The 14,189-nt window shown below is 68.9% G+C and carries 21 protein-coding genes; 14 read left to right on the top strand and 7 right to left on the bottom strand.

Translation table 11 applies throughout. The features are described 5' to 3' along the window. Positions 1-146: 146 nt before the first annotated feature. On the top strand, positions 147-794 hold the full coding sequence (locus ACIQF0_RS28165; protein WP_030481367.1) for a response regulator transcription factor: 648 nt from the start codon (positions 147-149) through the stop codon (positions 792-794). Positions 795-812: 18 nt separating this feature from the next. On the opposite strand, the gene ACIQF0_RS28170 is transcribed toward ACIQF0_RS28165, so the two are convergent. Both ACIQF0_RS28170 and bluB read right to left on the bottom strand, forming a co-directional pair. Continuing rightward, on the bottom strand, positions 813-2,270 hold the full coding sequence (locus ACIQF0_RS28170; RefSeq protein ID WP_360046922.1) for a diguanylate cyclase: 1,458 nt from the start codon (positions 2,268-2,270) through the stop codon (positions 813-815). An 86-nt stretch (positions 2,271-2,356) separates the two neighbouring features. Beyond that, positions 2,357-2,989 (bottom strand): 5,6-dimethylbenzimidazole synthase, encoded by a 633-nt coding sequence (gene bluB / locus ACIQF0_RS28175; RefSeq protein ID WP_360046923.1) that lies wholly within the window; start codon positions 2,987-2,989, stop codon positions 2,357-2,359. Between the two features lie 84 nt (positions 2,990-3,073). Here bluB and ACIQF0_RS28180 point away from each other — a divergent pair, with 84 nt between their 5' ends. After that, positions 3,074-3,430: a hypothetical protein gene (locus ACIQF0_RS28180; RefSeq protein ID WP_360046924.1), complete on the top strand. Its 357-nt coding sequence runs from the start codon at positions 3,074-3,076 to the stop codon at positions 3,428-3,430. Here ACIQF0_RS28180 and rpsR read toward each other — a convergent pair. The 4 genes from rpsR to rpmB are packed head-to-tail and all read right to left on the bottom strand — an operon-like array spanning position 3,378 to position 4,301. Beyond that, positions 3,378-3,608 (bottom strand): 30S ribosomal protein S18, encoded by a 231-nt coding sequence (rpsR, locus tag ACIQF0_RS28185; protein ID WP_401034082.1) that lies wholly within the window; start codon positions 3,606-3,608, stop codon positions 3,378-3,380. The two genes, ACIQF0_RS28180 and rpsR, sit on opposite strands and share 53 nt — an antisense overlap. After that, positions 3,608-3,901 carry a 30S ribosomal protein S14 gene (gene rpsN / locus ACIQF0_RS28190; RefSeq protein ID WP_360046926.1) on the bottom strand — a complete coding sequence of 98 codons (294 nt, stop codon included), beginning with the start codon at positions 3,899-3,901 and terminating at the stop codon, positions 3,608-3,610. Before rpsN ends, rpsR begins: the two co-directional genes overlap by 1 nt. A 2-nt stretch (positions 3,902-3,903) precedes the next feature. Then, positions 3,904-4,071: a 50S ribosomal protein L33 gene (rpmG, locus tag ACIQF0_RS28195; RefSeq protein WP_355562243.1), complete on the bottom strand. Its 168-nt coding sequence runs from the start codon at positions 4,069-4,071 to the stop codon at positions 3,904-3,906. Then, positions 4,071-4,301 carry a 50S ribosomal protein L28 gene (gene rpmB, locus ACIQF0_RS28200; RefSeq protein WP_401034087.1) on the bottom strand — a complete coding sequence of 77 codons (231 nt, stop codon included), beginning with the start codon at positions 4,299-4,301 and terminating at the stop codon, positions 4,071-4,073. The genes rpmG and rpmB overlap by 1 nt, the downstream gene beginning before the upstream one ends. Positions 4,302-4,364: 63 nt before the next feature. Here rpmB and ACIQF0_RS28205 point away from each other — a divergent pair, with 63 nt between their 5' ends. The 3 genes from ACIQF0_RS28205 to rpmF are packed head-to-tail and all read left to right on the top strand — an operon-like array spanning position 4,365 to position 5,658. Beyond that, positions 4,365-5,249 (top strand): GTP-binding protein, encoded by an 885-nt coding sequence (locus ACIQF0_RS28205; RefSeq protein ID WP_401034089.1) that lies wholly within the window; start codon positions 4,365-4,367, stop codon positions 5,247-5,249. Further along, positions 5,246-5,497 (top strand): type B 50S ribosomal protein L31, encoded by a 252-nt coding sequence (locus tag ACIQF0_RS28210; RefSeq protein WP_360046929.1) that lies wholly within the window; start codon positions 5,246-5,248, stop codon positions 5,495-5,497. The genes ACIQF0_RS28205 and ACIQF0_RS28210 overlap by 4 nt, the downstream gene beginning before the upstream one ends. Further along, positions 5,497-5,658, top strand: coding sequence for a 50S ribosomal protein L32 (rpmF, locus tag ACIQF0_RS28215; protein ID WP_401034093.1), 162 nt, complete (start codon positions 5,497-5,499; stop codon positions 5,656-5,658). The genes ACIQF0_RS28210 and rpmF overlap by 1 nt, the downstream gene beginning before the upstream one ends. Here the strand turns inward: rpmF and ACIQF0_RS28220 are convergent. Further along, positions 5,655-6,302 carry a histidine phosphatase family protein gene (locus ACIQF0_RS28220; RefSeq protein ID WP_401034096.1) on the bottom strand — a complete coding sequence of 216 codons (648 nt, stop codon included), beginning with the start codon at positions 6,300-6,302 and terminating at the stop codon, positions 5,655-5,657. The two genes, rpmF and ACIQF0_RS28220, sit on opposite strands and share 4 nt — an antisense overlap. 74 nt (positions 6,303-6,376) lie before the next feature. Between ACIQF0_RS28220 and ACIQF0_RS28225 the strand changes: the two genes are divergently transcribed. The 9 genes from ACIQF0_RS28225 (at position 6,377) to lepB (ending at position 14,132) form a co-directional block, all read left to right on the top strand. Next, positions 6,377-6,694 (top strand): EthD family reductase, encoded by a 318-nt coding sequence (locus tag ACIQF0_RS28225; protein WP_093605358.1) that lies wholly within the window; start codon positions 6,377-6,379, stop codon positions 6,692-6,694. Further along, a complete protein-coding gene (locus ACIQF0_RS28230) occupies positions 6,691-7,506 on the top strand; it encodes a 3-hydroxyacyl-CoA dehydrogenase family protein (RefSeq protein ID WP_401034099.1) in 816 nt (271 codons plus the stop codon). Before ACIQF0_RS28225 ends, ACIQF0_RS28230 begins: the two co-directional genes overlap by 4 nt. A gap of 10 nt (positions 7,507-7,516) precedes the next feature. Continuing rightward, positions 7,517-8,674, top strand: coding sequence for an enhanced intracellular survival protein Eis (gene eis / locus ACIQF0_RS28235; protein WP_401034102.1), 1,158 nt, complete (start codon positions 7,517-7,519; stop codon positions 8,672-8,674). Beyond that, positions 8,674-9,459, top strand: a complete 786-nt coding sequence (locus tag ACIQF0_RS28240; protein ID WP_401034105.1) for an SAM-dependent methyltransferase — start codon at positions 8,674-8,676, stop codon at positions 9,457-9,459. Before eis ends, ACIQF0_RS28240 begins: the two co-directional genes overlap by 1 nt. Before the next feature lie 37 nt (positions 9,460-9,496). After that, positions 9,497-10,480, top strand: coding sequence for a nucleotidyltransferase domain-containing protein (locus tag ACIQF0_RS28245; protein ID WP_401034108.1), 984 nt, complete (start codon positions 9,497-9,499; stop codon positions 10,478-10,480). A gap of 19 nt (positions 10,481-10,499) precedes the next feature. Next, positions 10,500-11,111: a trimeric intracellular cation channel family protein gene (locus tag ACIQF0_RS28250; RefSeq protein WP_360046936.1), complete on the top strand. Its 612-nt coding sequence runs from the start codon at positions 10,500-10,502 to the stop codon at positions 11,109-11,111. Positions 11,112-11,180: 69 nt separating this feature from the next. Next, the gene (locus ACIQF0_RS28255) at positions 11,181-11,876 is read left to right on the top strand and encodes a response regulator transcription factor (RefSeq protein WP_090007381.1); all 696 of its coding nucleotides are present in this window, start codon (positions 11,181-11,183) and stop codon (positions 11,874-11,876) included. Then, positions 11,873-13,258 (top strand): sensor histidine kinase, encoded by a 1,386-nt coding sequence (locus tag ACIQF0_RS28260; protein WP_396425654.1) that lies wholly within the window; start codon positions 11,873-11,875, stop codon positions 13,256-13,258. The genes ACIQF0_RS28255 and ACIQF0_RS28260 overlap by 4 nt, the downstream gene beginning before the upstream one ends. Positions 13,259-13,268: 10 nt before the next feature. Next, positions 13,269-14,132: a signal peptidase I gene (gene lepB / locus ACIQF0_RS28265; RefSeq protein WP_360046937.1), complete on the top strand. Its 864-nt coding sequence runs from the start codon at positions 13,269-13,271 to the stop codon at positions 14,130-14,132. Positions 14,133-14,189: the final 57 nt, after the last annotated feature.

Raw genomic sequence — 14,189 nt, forward strand, 5'->3', positions numbered from 1 at the left:
GCTATTCCGGTAACTGTGAACGTTGCCGGTGATCTCGAAAATCCGTTACCACATGATGAGATAACTGAGAATTAACGTGGTCTTCGGCATGCGTACGCGAAGATCACGAACATGAGGGAGCACGGAACGCCAATGCGGGAGGCGTCGTGATCAAGGTTCTGCTGGCCGACGACGAGGACCTCGTCCGCTCCGGCCTTCGCATGATCCTGAGCAGCGTCGGGGACATCGAAGTTGTTGCTGAGGCCGATGACGGACACCTGGTAGCCGACCTGGCACGCCAGCATCGTCCGCACGTTGTACTGCTCGACATCCGGATGCGCACCTCGGACGGACTCGTGGCCCTGCGGAGGCTGCGGACCCTGCCGGACCCACCGAGGGTCTGCATCCTGACCACGTTCGACGTCGATGAATACGTTTCGGAAGCACTGCGCCTCGGCGCGGCCGGCTTCCTGCTCAAGGACACCGAACCGGAACAGCTCGTCAAAGCCGTGCGCGATCTCGCGCGCGGGGGAGCCGTTCTCGACCCCGGTGTCGCCGCCAGAGTTCTCGCGGCCGTGGCCGACGGCGAACGAATGGCGGAGCCTGCGCGCAGGCTGTTGCAAAGCCTGTCCGAACGCGAGCGCGAGGTGCTCGTGCTGATCGGCCAGGGCATGTCCAACGCGGAGATCGGCGGCACCCTGCACCTGTCGGAGGCGACGGTGAAGGGCTACGTCTCGTCCGTGCTCGGCAAGATCGGCGCGGTCAACCGCGTGCAGGCCGCACTGGTGGCCTACCGCGGCGGCCTGATCGCCTGAGCCCCTGAGTCCGGGACGTCAGTTCCCGGACACGATCTCGGGCACCTCTTCCACCGAGGGCTCGACCTCGACCCTGTTGCGGCCGTGTCGCTTGGCGCGGTACAGCGCCATGTCGGCGGCCGCGAACAGCTGGTCCAGCTTGGCCGGTCCCGCCGCGACACCGATGCTGACGGTGGGGCGGCGGACCGCGCCGAGCACCATCGTCCAGTCGTGCCCGTCCACGGCCGCGCGGATCCGCTCGGCCACGTTCGGGCCGACGTCCATGTTCGGCCCGGTGTCCCCGAGCAGCACCACGAACTCGTCGCCCGCCCAGCGCGCCACCAGATCGTCCGACCGGCATTCCCGCCGCAGCAACGCCGCGATCTCGCGCAGCGCCGCGTCGCCCGTCGCGTGCCCGGCGTCGTCGTTGACGCTCTTGAACCAGTCGACGTCGACCAGCACGAGCCACGGCACCTTGCCGCGCGCCGCCGTCGACTCCAGCAACGCGGCAGCGGCACGTTCGAGCCCGAGCCGGTTCGCCAGGCCCGTCAACGGGTCGCGCGCCGCGGCCTCCTGAGCCGCCACCGCCAGCCGTTGTGCCTGAACGGCCACCCGGCGCTGCTCCAGCGCCTGGCCCAGACCTTCCTGCAACGTCTCCGTGGCCGTGCGAGAAGCCGCCATCGACCGCCGCAATGCCGCGGCCTCACCCTCCGCGTCACCCAGGGCGTGGCAGATGTCCGCCAGCTCCGTGGAGAACCGCAGCAGCAGTGACGTGTCGTTGATGCGTTCGGCGTTCGTCACCGCACGGGACGCGAGTGTGCGCGCCTCGTCGAAATCGTTCTGTTCGCGACGCACGACGGCGAGAACCCAGTTTCCGACCGAGATGCCCCACAGGTCGTCGGCGTCCAACGACAGCCGCAGGGTCTCCTCGCCCATCTCCTCGGCCTTGTCCAGCTGACCGACGCCGGCCAGGGACCGCCCGCACGCACCGAGCAGCGCGCGGTGGTGCAGTTCGTCCTTCACGATGCTGAGGCCCTCGTCGAGGTACGCCAGGGCTTCCTCGAAGATCGCCGGCGCGGCCGCGGGAGAACCCGAGCAGGCGCGGAAGTTCAGCGAACCGCCGAGGCGCTGCAGGCACTGGGCCAGCACGTCGGTGTTGCCGGCCCGCCTCGCCACCTGAACGGACAGCCGCAGCATGTCCAGCGCCGCGCGCCGGTTGCCGATGCCCTCCATCAGATAACCGAGGGAGCCCATCGTGTGGGCCACGGCCGGGCTGTCGGAACGGTCGATGTCGAGGTCGGTCCACCCCTCGGCGGCCAGTTCCAGGGCCAGCGGTATGCGGCCGAGCCGCCACGCCATGACCGCCCGGTTCACCAGCACCGCTGAGCGCACCCAGCGGTCGGCTCCGGGGGACACCTTCGTGACGACCTCGTCGAAGAGGCTGTTCGCTTCCGGAACGCGGCCAGCGTTGTACAACGCGCGGACCTCAAGGTCCAACCGCGGAATCTGGCCCGCTACCAGCGGATCGCGCTGCTCCACTCGTTCATCGACTCCGTTCCGACTCGCCGAGCGGCCCGCACAGGCTACCGGGTCGGTCGCGCCCCGTACCGATCGTGGTGCAGGACGTCATCGAGGGGTAGTCGGTTGCGCCAACCGTGACGTTCCAGATCAGGCGTATCGGGCAGTGATCGAACCGGACCAACGCACAACCATGCGACCGGACGGACCCTTGTGGGGATGTCCAGCAGACGGCGCAGCACATCTTCCCGGTAGAAGCTCACCCAGCCCACACCGAGTCCCTCTTCCGTCGCGGCGAGCCACAGGTTCTGGATCGCCAGGCACACTGAGTACAAACCCGCGTCCGAGATCGCGTGCCTGCCCAGCACCGCCGGCGAGCCCCGGTCGGGGTCGTAGGTGACCACGATGCCGAGGGTCGACTCCATGACTCCTTCGACCTTGATACGAGCGAACGTCTCCGCCCGTTCATGATCCAGCTGAGCCGCGAAGACACTGCGTTCGGCCTGAACGTGATCCCGGAACGCCCGCCGAATCGATTCATCCCGCACCAGCACGAAGTCCCACGGCTGGGAAAGGCCCACGCTCGGGGCGGCGTGCGCGGCGGTCAGCACCCGTCGCAGCACGTCGGACGGGATTTCCTCGCCGGAGAACTCGGCGCGCGTGTCCCTGCGTCGGTGAACTGCCTCGTACAGGTTCATTCGTGCGATCGTGCCTCACTCGAAAGCACCAACTTCACGCTGGAGAGGTGGCGCTGATCTCACCTGAGGCGATACACCGATCGGATGCGAAGAATGAAAGGTGGTTACGGCTCCGCGCTCGGATTCGGCGGCGGAGTCGGCGTGGCCACGTTCACCGGTGCCTGGCCGTTGCTCGCCCTGATCCTGCTCGCGGCGGTCGTGGTGATCGTCTCGCTGCGGACGACGATCGTCGGAGCCGGCTTGGCGGCACTGCAGTGCTGGGGCCTCTACGCGACCTTCTTGGTGGGTGTTCGTGGCGATCTGACGGTCGACGAACACACGACCTGGGCGCTCGCGTTGCTGGTGCAACTCGCCGCGCTGGCCTTCCTGGCCAGCGCGGCGGTCCGGGTCATCGCCCTTGTGACGGGTACGGCAACAAGGCCATCTCCCGTGCGTTCTTGACGGCCGTGGCGACCTGACGCTGCTGTTGCGGCGTCAGTCCCGTCACCCGGCGGGACCGGATCTTGCCCCGGTCCGAGATGAACTTGCGCAGCAGCGTGACGTCCTTCCAGTCGACGACCGTCACGCCTTCCTTCGCGAGCAGGTTCACCCTGCGCTTGAGCGGCTTCCTCTCGCGCATCACCAGCTCGCCTTCGAGACGCCGGGCAGCTCACCGCGGTGGGCCATCTCCCGCAGCCGGACGCGGGACAGGCCGAACTTCCGGTTGTAGGCGCGCGGCCGTCCGTCCACGACGTCGCGGTTGCGCAGCCTGGTCGGCGACGCGTCCCGCGGCAGCTTCTGCAGGCCCCGCAACGCTTCCGCGCGCGTCTCCGGGTGCCGCAGCATCTCCTTGAGCTCCTGGCGCCGTTCCGCGTACCTGGCCACGACCTCGCGGCGGCGCTGGTCCGCGGCGATCTTCGACTTCTTCGCCACCGTCAGCGCTCCTCTTTGAAGTCGACGTGCCTGCGCGCCACCGGGTCGTACTTGCGCAGCACCAGCCGGTCCGGGTCGTTGCGGCGGTTCTTGCGGGTCACGTACGTGTACCCGGTTCCGGCGGTCGACCTCATCTTGATGATGGGCCGGACGTCTGTGCTCTTGGCCATCAGACCTTCACCCCCTGCGCGCGGAGGCGGGCCACCGCGGCCTCGACGCCGAGCTTGTCGACGGTCTTGATGCCCTTGGCGGACAGCGTGAGCGTCACGAACCTGTTCAGCGACGGCACCCAGTACCGCTTCTGCTGGATGTTCGGGTTCCACCGGCGCCGCGTCTTGCGTTGCGAGTGCGAGACGCGGTTGCCGAAGCCCGGCTCACGGCCGGTCAGCTGGCAGCGCACGAGTACCTCCAGAAAGATGAACGCAGATTGAAACGACTTTCGTTTTCATCTACGGTACCTCACATGGAAACCGTTGTCGTTATGGTGGCGGGGCTGGTCGACCACGACGTCGCCGTGCGGGTGTGGCGCGACCGGCCCGGTTCGGTGCTCGTGCGGCACGTAGCTGCGGAAACGTGCGTACGGCGGTGGGTCGACGGCATCGCGACCGACGTCGAACTGCTGCACGGCTGCGTGTCCTGCACCGTGCGAGAGGACCTGCGCGAGTTGCTCGGGACCTTCGACGGCCACACGGTCGTGCTGCACCTGGACCCGCTGCTCGAACCGGACGCGGTGCGCCGCAACCTCGGTGTCGACGTCGAGTGCGTGATCACCGTCCTCGACGCGGCGACCTGGCTGGACGACGCACTGGGCGACGCCTCGATGGTCAGCGACCGACGCACGGTGGCGCAGGTCGTCGTCGCGCAGGCCGAGGCCGCGGATGTGCTGGTGCTGCAGGGAGACGCGGACGAACGCACGCTCGCCGTGCTCGACCGGCTGGCTCCCGGCGCGCACCGCTGCACGCCCGAGACGGTGGTCGTGCGCAAGAGCACGCGGCCGCGGTTGGTGCCTCTGACGCCCGAATGTGGTGTCTCGACAGCGGTTTTCACGGCCGACCGGCCGTTCCACCCGGCACGCCTGAACGAGGCGCTCGACTCGTTGCTCGACGGAACGGTCGTGCGCTCGCGCGGCCGGCTGTGGGTCGCGGACGAGCCGGACGTCGCACTGCACCTGGAATCCGCGGGCTGCGGGATGCACGTCGGCGAGGGCGGCCCACGCGGGAGCAGGACCACTCAGATCGTGGCGATCACCCTGGGCGAGCCGGAGGACATCACCGCGGCGTTCGAAAGCGCACTGCTCACCGACGACGAACTGTCCTTCGTGGACTCGATCCGAAAGTTGGATGTATGAAGCCAGGAATCCACCCCGACTACCACCCGGTCGTCTTCCAGGACGCGTCCACCGGCAAGACGTTCCTGACCCGGTCGACCGCCACGTCGAGCCGGAGCATCGAGTGGGAGGACGGCAACAGCTACCCGCTGCTCGTCGTCGACATCACCGCCGACTCGCACCCGTTCTGGACGGGCACGCAACGCCTCGTCGACACCGCAGGCCGGGTCGAGAAGTTCAACCGCCGCTACGGAAAGCGAGAGCGCTGATGGCCGTTCCCAAGCGCAAGACGTCACGGTCCAACACGCGCCACCGCCGGTCGCGGTGGAAGGCCACCGCGCCGGACCTGGTGCGCGTGCGGACGTTGGACGGCAAGGAACTCCTCGTTCCCCGTCGTCTCGTCGCCGCCTACAAGCGCGGGCTCATCTAGACGGGCCGCTGGACCGTTCCGTCCGGTGAGTCGCGCCACTGGTCGAAGGGACGGTCCAGCCTCCAGCCGGTGCCGTCGTGGTCGAGCACGCGGTTCTCGCAGGTGTCCGGATTGGACAGTGACTCGAACAGGTCGATGCTCCAGTCGAAGAACCTGCGGCACAGCAACCTGATCGTCAGGCCGTGCGACACGACCAGCACGGTCTTCGGGTGGTTCTCGTCCTTGTGCATCCGCACGGTCAGGCCGTCGAGGAACGCCGCCACCCGGTCGTCCACGTCGGCGCCGGACTCCCCGTTGGGCAACCGGAAGAAGAAGTGCCCGAACGCGTGCCGCTGGTGCTTGAGCACCTCCTGCTGGACCGGGTCCTGCAGGTTGCCCCAGTCCTGCTCGCGCACCCTCGGCTCGGTGACGAGCCGCTCGGCGTCGAGGCCCAGCAGCTCGAACGTCCGCTTCGTCCTCTTGTACGGCGAGACGTAGGCCGCGACCTGGTCGTCGCCGATCAGGTTCTTGATCGTCGGACCGGCGGCGCGTGCCTGGTCCTCGCCGGTCGCGGTGAGCGGGAGAGCGTGGTCGGGGATGCGGCAGTAGGCGAGCTCGTCGACGTTGCCGAGGCTCTGGCCGTGGCGCAGCAGGATGATCCGCACCTCACCATCGTGCCTCAGCTCCGCGGGTGCTCCGGGCGTTACAGTGCTCGGCGAGTCGAGGAGGATGGTGTCACATGATCAAGTACATCGCGCTGTACAAGAAGCCCGCCGACCCCGAGGGCTTCGACGAGAAGTACTTCGAGTCGCACCTGCCGATCGTGAACTCGGTTCCTGGCATCGTGCGCGCGGAGGTCGCCAAGGTGCAGCGGGTGGTCTTCGCGGGTTTCCTCGGTGAGACCGAGCTGCACCTGATCGCGGAGATGTACTTCGAGTCGGAGGAGTCGTTCAAGGCCGCCCTCCAGACGCCGGAGTGGGCCACGTCCGGCGCGAACCTCGCCGAGATCGGCGGGATGGAGCTGGTCGCGATGTTCAGCGCCGAGGTCGTGTCGTGAAGGCCGTCGTCATCGGCGGCGGCACGATGGGCGCCGGCATCGTGCACCTCCTGCTCGCGGGCGGGCACGAGGTCACGCTGTCGGAGGCCGACGCCGAACGCGCCGAGCAGGGCAGGCTCGCCGTCCGGCGCTCCCTGGACAAGGCGCAGGAGAAGGGCAAGCTCGCCGACGCGGAGGCGGTGTTCGCGAACCTGAGCACGGGTGAGCTGCCCGCGGACGCCGAGCTGGTCGTCGAGGCCGTGCCGGAGAACGTGCCGCTCAAGCAGAAGGTCCTGGGGCTCGCGGCCGAGAAGTGCCCGAACGCGGTCCTGGCCTCCAACACGTCCTCGCTGTCGATCTCCGAGATCGCCGCCGGTCTGCCCGGCGAACGCGTGCTGGGCATGCACTTCTTCAACCCCGTCCCGGTGCAGCAGCTCGTCGAACTGGTGCACCACGAGGGCGTCGACCCGGCGAACGTGGCCAAGGCGCGAACCTGGGCCGAACAAATGGGAAAAACCGTCATCGAAGTGCGCGACTCTCCCGGCTTCGCGACGTCTCGACTGGGCGTCGCCGTGGGCGTGGAAGCGATTCGCATGCTGGAGGAGGGCGTCGCCTCCGCGGCGGACATCGACACCGGCATGAAGCTCGGTTACCGCTGGCCGATGGGTCCGCTGGAGCTCACCGACCTGGTCGGGCTCGACGTCCGGCTGGCGATCGCCGAGCACCTCGCGGCCGAGCTGGGGCCGCGGTTCGAGCCGCCGAAGTTGTTACGAGACAAAGTCGCCGGTGGCCAGCTGGGAAAGAAGACGGGACAGGGCTTCTTTTCCTGGTAAATAGTTGTCCGTGCACATCCGTGAGTACACCGAAGACGACCGCGACGCCGTGTTCAGGCTCCGCCGGATCGCGTTCAACGGGACCGAGCCGACCGGACCGTTGCTGAAACCGGGTACGCACGGACTGGTCGCCGAGATCGACGGCCGGGTCGCGGGTGCGCTCGACATCGGCTCGTACGCGCAGTTCTACGGGGGCGCCCCGGTTCCCATGGGCGGGATCGGCGGCGTCGCCGTCGACGGGGCGTATCGCGGCCGGGGCGTGGCGAACGCGTTGCTCGACGCCTCTCTGGTCGCCATGCGCGAGCACGGCCAGCCGATCTCGGCGCTCTACCCGACCGTGCCGGCCCTGTACCGGGGCCGCGGCTGGGAACGCGCCGGGGTCTTCGAGTGGGTCGAGCTGCCGATGGACCGGCTGCTGTCGGTTCCCCGCCCCACCGAGCGGCTGGCGTCGCGCCCTGCTGATGGGAGCGATCTCACGGCGCTGCACGAGTGCTACCTGGAGGTGGCGCGGACGGTCGACGGCATGGCCGACCGGCGCCCGCCGAGGATCGAGCTCGCCAAGGTGCTCGAACTGGACCTGGTGACCGTGCTGCCCGGCCAGGACGGACTGCGCGGGTACCTGACCGCCAAACGCGAGCCCGGCGACGGCATGGGCCGGCTCAAGGTCTTCGACCTCATCGGCGTCGACGTCGAGGCCCAGCTGAACCTGCTCGCCTCGCTGGCGTCCTGGGCCGGCACGCTGGAGACGATCGAACTGCGGATCACCGACCCGGCGACGGTCAACTTCCTGGGTGCCACCCCGTTCCGCCACCCGGTGCTGACCTCGACGTGGATGCAACGCGTCGTCGACCTGCCCGCCGCCGTGGCCGCCCGCGGCTGGCTGCGGCTGGCCGATGTCGTGGTGGACGTGGAGATCATCGACGAGCACGCGCCGTGGCACGCCGGCCTGCACCGCATCGTCGTGGAGAACGGATCGGTGCGCGTCGAACCCGGCGGCACCGGCGCGGTGCGGTTGCACGCGCGGGCACTCGGTCCGTGGTTCTCCGGCGCGCAGAACACGCATGCGTTGCGGCGCGGGGGTTTGCTGGAGGGCGACCCGGCCGGCGCGGCCGTGCTGGACCAGCTCACCGGTTCGTCCGGCACACCCCGGCTCGCGGACTTCTTCTGATGGCGGACGTCTACCACGAGGTCATGCGCGCCATCTGGGACCACAACCTCCACTTCGGTCTCTGGACGTCCGAAGAGGACGACTCGCCCAACCGCATCGCCGCCGAGCGGATGACTGCGCTGCACATCGACCGGCTCGGTGCCCGGCACGGCTGGCGCGTGCTGGACCTGGGGCGCCGCGTCGGCACGTCCGCGTTCCGGCTGGCCGAGGCCTCGCACGCCGACATCGTCTCGGTCTCACCGTGCGCCGAGCACGTCGCGCGGGCCAACACGCGGGCCGAGGCCCTGTTCGTGGACGAGCAGGTCCGGTTCGTGCACGCGGATCCGCACGCGATGCCGTTCCCCGACGACACGTTCGACGCGGCGTGGGCCGTGGAGACGTTGCCGCACCTGGGGGACAGGGTCGGCGTGCTGCGGGAGCTCACCCGCGTCGTCCGGCGGTCAGGCGTCGTGGTGGTGTCCGACTTCGTGCAGCGCAGGCCGGTCGCACCGGGGGTGCTGGACGATCTCCAGCCGATCCTGAGCCAGTACGACATCGACGAGCTGCCCACCTTCGCCGGCTACCCGAAGTTGTTGGCGGCGGCCGGTTTGCAGGTCGTGGAGCTGCTGGATCTGAGCACCGAGACGCGCAAGACCGTGCCGCGGATGCAGGTCGGCGCGCGGAAGCACTACGACGCCCTCGTCGCGGCGCACGGGGAAGAGGCCCGGCAGTACCTCGACCAGATCCTGTCGCCGCTGGCCATCCAGCCGGCACTGGGCTATTTGCTCGCGGTTGCACACGTGTGAATTCGTCCGGGCGGCCTCGTCGAGTAAGAATGAACGCGTGGCGGGGGACCAGGACGAGGTCAGGCATGCCTACGGCGACAACATGGGTTGGCGCCTGAAGGGCTATGAGAAGCGGCGCAGCGGGGCACCGGTCAGCGTGCGCGAGCTCTCCCGCGCCCAGTTCCTGGCGATCAGGCCGTTCTTCGACGCCGAGGACAACCCGTGGCTCGTGGACATGCACGAGGTGGTCCCGGAGATCCGGCCGCGCGTCGAGCAGGTGCTCGGCCCGCTGAGCCCCGACGAGGACTACTACGTCACCGGGCATCCGCTGGACTGGGACAAGGACCCGGTGCAGGTCGCGCGGGACTTCCTCGACGTCCGGTTTCCACTGGCCACGGCCGCTTTCCTGGGCGGCAGCGTGGCGGCGGGGAACTACACCGCCAACTCCGACCTGGACATGGTCGTGATCGTCGACGACCTGCCGGGCGCGTTCCGGGAGACGGTGCGGCACCGCGGCTGGCCGGTCGAGCTGTTCTGCCACACGATCGAGTCGTTCCAGGACTTCGTGGCCCGTGACACCGAGGGCCGGCGGCCTCCGTTGCTGCACATGTGCGCCGAGGGTTTCCTGATGATCGACGCCGACGGCACCGGTCAGCGCATGCGGGCCGAGGCGCGCGTGCTGCTGGACGCCGGCCCGCCACTCGCGACCGTCACCGAGCTGGAAGACCGCCGCTACGGCACCACGGACCTGCTCGAAGACCTCCTAGGCGCACGGGACGAGGACGAACTGCTGTTCGTCGCGGCACGGCTGCTGACCTGCGCGGGCGAGCTGGCGCTGGTCGTGCAGAACCGGTGGCTCGGGCACGGGAAGTGGCTGATGCGCAGGCTCCGCGAGGCCAAGGAGGACGAGCTCGTGGACTCCTACCGGGCGCTGGTGCGAGGCCAGGGCGCCGAGCGGTTCATCGCGGTCGTGGAGGCCGTGCTGGAGTCCGCGGGAGGCCGGCTGGACGCCGGTTACCGCCGGGCAGCGCCGCCTCGATGACCCACTATTCTCTCCGTTCGTGCTGCTCATCGTCCTGGAGCTGATCGGTATCGCGGTCTTCGCCGCCTCCGGTGCGGTGGCTGCGGTCCGCGCACGCCTCGACGTGTTCGGCGTGATCATCCTGGCGCTCACGACGGCGTTGGGCGGCGGCATCATCCGCGACGTGCTGCTCGGCGTGCACCCGCCGACGAGCCTGCGGAACTGGCCGTACCTGCTGGTCGCGGGCGGCACGGGCCTGATCGTCTTCTGGTTCCACCCGCAGGTCGCGAAGCTCCGTCGCAGCGTGTTGCTGCTGGACGCCGTGGGCCTCGGCCTGTTCGTCACGTCCGGCACGTCGACCGCGTTGTCACTCGGTGCGACGCCGTACGCCGCGTGCCTCATCGGTATGACGGCCGGCATCGGCGGTGGCGCGCTCCGCGATCTGCTCCTCCGTGAGATTCCTCTGGTCCTGAGGAGAGAGATCTACGCCGTGGCCGCGCTGTCCGGTGCGGTCGTCGTCGCGGTGGGCGAATGGGCCGGTTTGCCGAAAGGCCTGGTCGCGCTGACTGGTGCGTCAATAATCATCACCATCAGGCTGATTGCGCTCTGGCGGAAGTGGAACGCACCTGTCGCGAGGGGCCTCGAAGGCTAACGCCGAACTCACACCTGCAGTTAGGGCCCTTCTCAGGCGGCTCTCAGATCCCTCGGCAAGACTGCCCCCATGCGCATCCTCGTTGTCGATGACGACCGGGCGGTCAGGGAGTCACTCCGCCGCTCGCTCCAGTTCAACGGCTACCAGGTCGAGACTGCCGGCGACGGCATGCAGGCCCTGGAGTCGGTGACCGCCGCCAGGCCGGACGCGATGGTGCTCGACGTGATGATGCCGCGCCTCGACGGCCTCGAGGTGTGCCGCAGGCTGCGCAGCACCGGCGACGACCTGCCGATCCTCGTGCTGACAGCGCGTGACGCCGTGAGCGACCGGGTGTCCGGGCTGGACGCCGGCGCCGACGACTACCTGCCCAAGCCGTTCGCGCTGGAGGAGTTGCTGGCCCGGTTGCGCGCGCTGCTGCGCCGCGCCGCCCACGACGACGACGCGGCCCAGAAGTCCGCCGCCGCCCTGAAGTTCTCCGACCTGGAACTGGACCCGTCGACCCGCGACGTCCGTCGCGGCGAGCGTCCGATCAGCCTCACCCGCACCGAGTTCGCGCTGCTCGAGCTCCTGCTGGCGCACCCGCGCCAGGTGCTCACCCGCAGCCGCATCCTGGAGGACGTGTGGGGATACGACTTCCCGACCTCGGGCAACGCTCTCGAGGTCTACGTGGGGTATCTGCGCCGCAAGACGGAGCTGGAGGGCGAGCCGAGGCTGATCCACACGGTGCGTGGGGTGGGCTACGTCCTGCGGGAGACCCCTCCGTGATCCTGGAGCCACAGGGACGGCTGCAGAAGGCCTCGCTGCGGGCCCGGGTCACCTGGCTCGCGGCGTTCTGCGTCGCCGGGGCCGTCGCGCTGGTGTCGTTCGGCGCGTACATGATCGTCCGCAAGAGCACCTACGACGCTCTGGACGAGAGTCTGCGCACGCGAGCGGTGGCCGTGGCGGCCGGCGAGAAGATCAACGGCTCGGACTTCGTCGGCAAGTACCCGGCGGCGTTCCTCGCGGCCGGCGACGTGAAGATGGCCGTGCTGCTGGCCGACAGCGGGCAGCTGCTCTTCCCGCAGGACTCCGACCGGCCGCCGACGGTCGCGGAGGCCTGGGACGTGGCGCAGGGCGAGCGGGACGAGTTCATCTGGACCGACCACAAGACCGAGTCGCGGGTCATCGCCGTCAAGTACCAGCCTGGCCAGGCGATCATCATCGCCCAGTCGATGTCGCCCCAGCGCACCACGCTGGCCAAGCTCAGCGTCGTGCTGCTGCTGATCGGCGGTGCCGGCGTGCTGCTCGCGGCCATCGCGGGCACGGCCGTCGCACGCACTGGTCTGCGGCCGGTGCAACGGCTGACAGAGGCCACGGAACGTGTCGCGAACACGGGTGACCTGACGCCGATCCCGGTGGCGGGCGACGACGAACTGGCGCGGTTGACGCACAGCTTCAACGCGATGCTCGGCGCCGTCGCCGAGTCGCAGGAGCGACAACGCCGCCTGGTCGCCGACGCGGGCCACGAACTGCGCACGCCGCTGACGTCCATGCGCACCAACCTGGAGCTGTTGCTCGCATCAGAACGCCCGAATTCGCCCAACTTGTCCGAAGTGGACAAGCAGGAGATCCACTCGGACGTGCGCGCCCAGCTCGACGAGCTGACCACGCTGATCGGTGACCTGGTCGAACTCGCCCGCGAGGACGCCCCGCAGGTCATCCACGAGCCCGTCGACCTGGTCGAAGTGGTGGAACGGTCGATGGACCGCGCCCGCCGCCGCGCCTCGAACGTCACGTTCGACGTGCAGCTGCAACCGTGGACACTTCTGGGTGATTCCAGTGCTCTGGAGCGCGCGGTGCTGAACCTCCTCGACAACGCGGTGAAGTTCAGTCCCTCGGGTTCGGCGGTGCGGCTGAACCTCCGCCAGGTGGGCGACGGCAGCGCCGTGGTCGAGGTGGCGGACGCGGGCCCCGGCATCGCGGACGCCGATCTACCTCACGTTTTCGAGCGGTTCTACCGTTCGTCCGAGGCGCGGACCCTGCCGGGTTCCGGCCTGGGACTCGCCATCGTCAAGCAGGTGGCACAACGGCACGGCGGCACGGCCACGGCGGGCAGAGCCCCCGAGGGTGGAGCCCTGTTCACGTTGCGCCTACCCGGACGTCCGTAAGGTGGGGCGTGTGAGTCATCGCGTGAACGACGATTCTTCGTCGACCTGGGAGACGACCCCTCCCACTGGAGACGGCCCCGCTGAACCCACGTCGCGCTTCTCGACGTCCGGTTCGACCCCTAAGTCGTATGAGGACCGCTCGTCGCGTTCCTCCGCTTACGAGGACGACCCAGCGCCCAGGTTCTCCAAGAAGAAGACGAAGAAGAAGCAGCCGTTCTGGAAAGAGCTGCTGGTCATCTTCAGCGTGGCGCTGCTGCTGACCGTCGTCATCCAGACGTTCGTCGCGCGCGTGTTCGTCATCCCGTCGGCCTCGATGGAGACGACGCTGCACGGCTGCACGGGCTGCGTGAACGACAAGGTGCTGGTCGAGAAGATCACGTACCTGTTCCGCGACCCCCAGCCGGGCGACGTCATCGTCTTCCGCGGCCCGCCGAACTGGACCGGCGGCAAGGAGCCCCCGAACTTCGTGGTCGGCACCCTGCAGGACCTCGGCTCGATGGTGAACCTGTCCGAGCCCAGCGGCACGGACTTCATCAAGCGCGTCATCGCCGTCGGCGGCCAGACCGTCGAGTGCTGCGACGACCAGGGCCGCGTGATGGTCGACGGCAAGCCGCTCGACGAGCCGTACCTGAACTTCGGCGGCGGCCCGCGCCAGCAGGACTCGTTCGAGAAGGTCACCGTCCCCGCCGGCAAGCTGTGGGTGATGGGCGACAACCGCAACAACTCGTCGGACTCGCGCAAGCACGGCGACCCGACGCCGGCCGACGGCGCGATTCCGATCGACAACGTGGTGGGCAAGGCGCGTGTGATCGTGATTCCCGTCGGGCGGTGGGGGTCGATCTCGGACTTCAACCCGCAGACCGGCGGCAAGTAGTTCTTCAGTTCGCTTGGCGCGTTCGGGCCGTTGGCTCGGACGCGCTTTTGCGTGACT

Origin of the sequence: Lentzea sp. NPDC092896, assembly GCF_044754905.1 — a bacterium.
Taxonomy (GTDB): Bacteria; Actinomycetota; Actinomycetes; order Mycobacteriales; family Pseudonocardiaceae; genus Lentzea.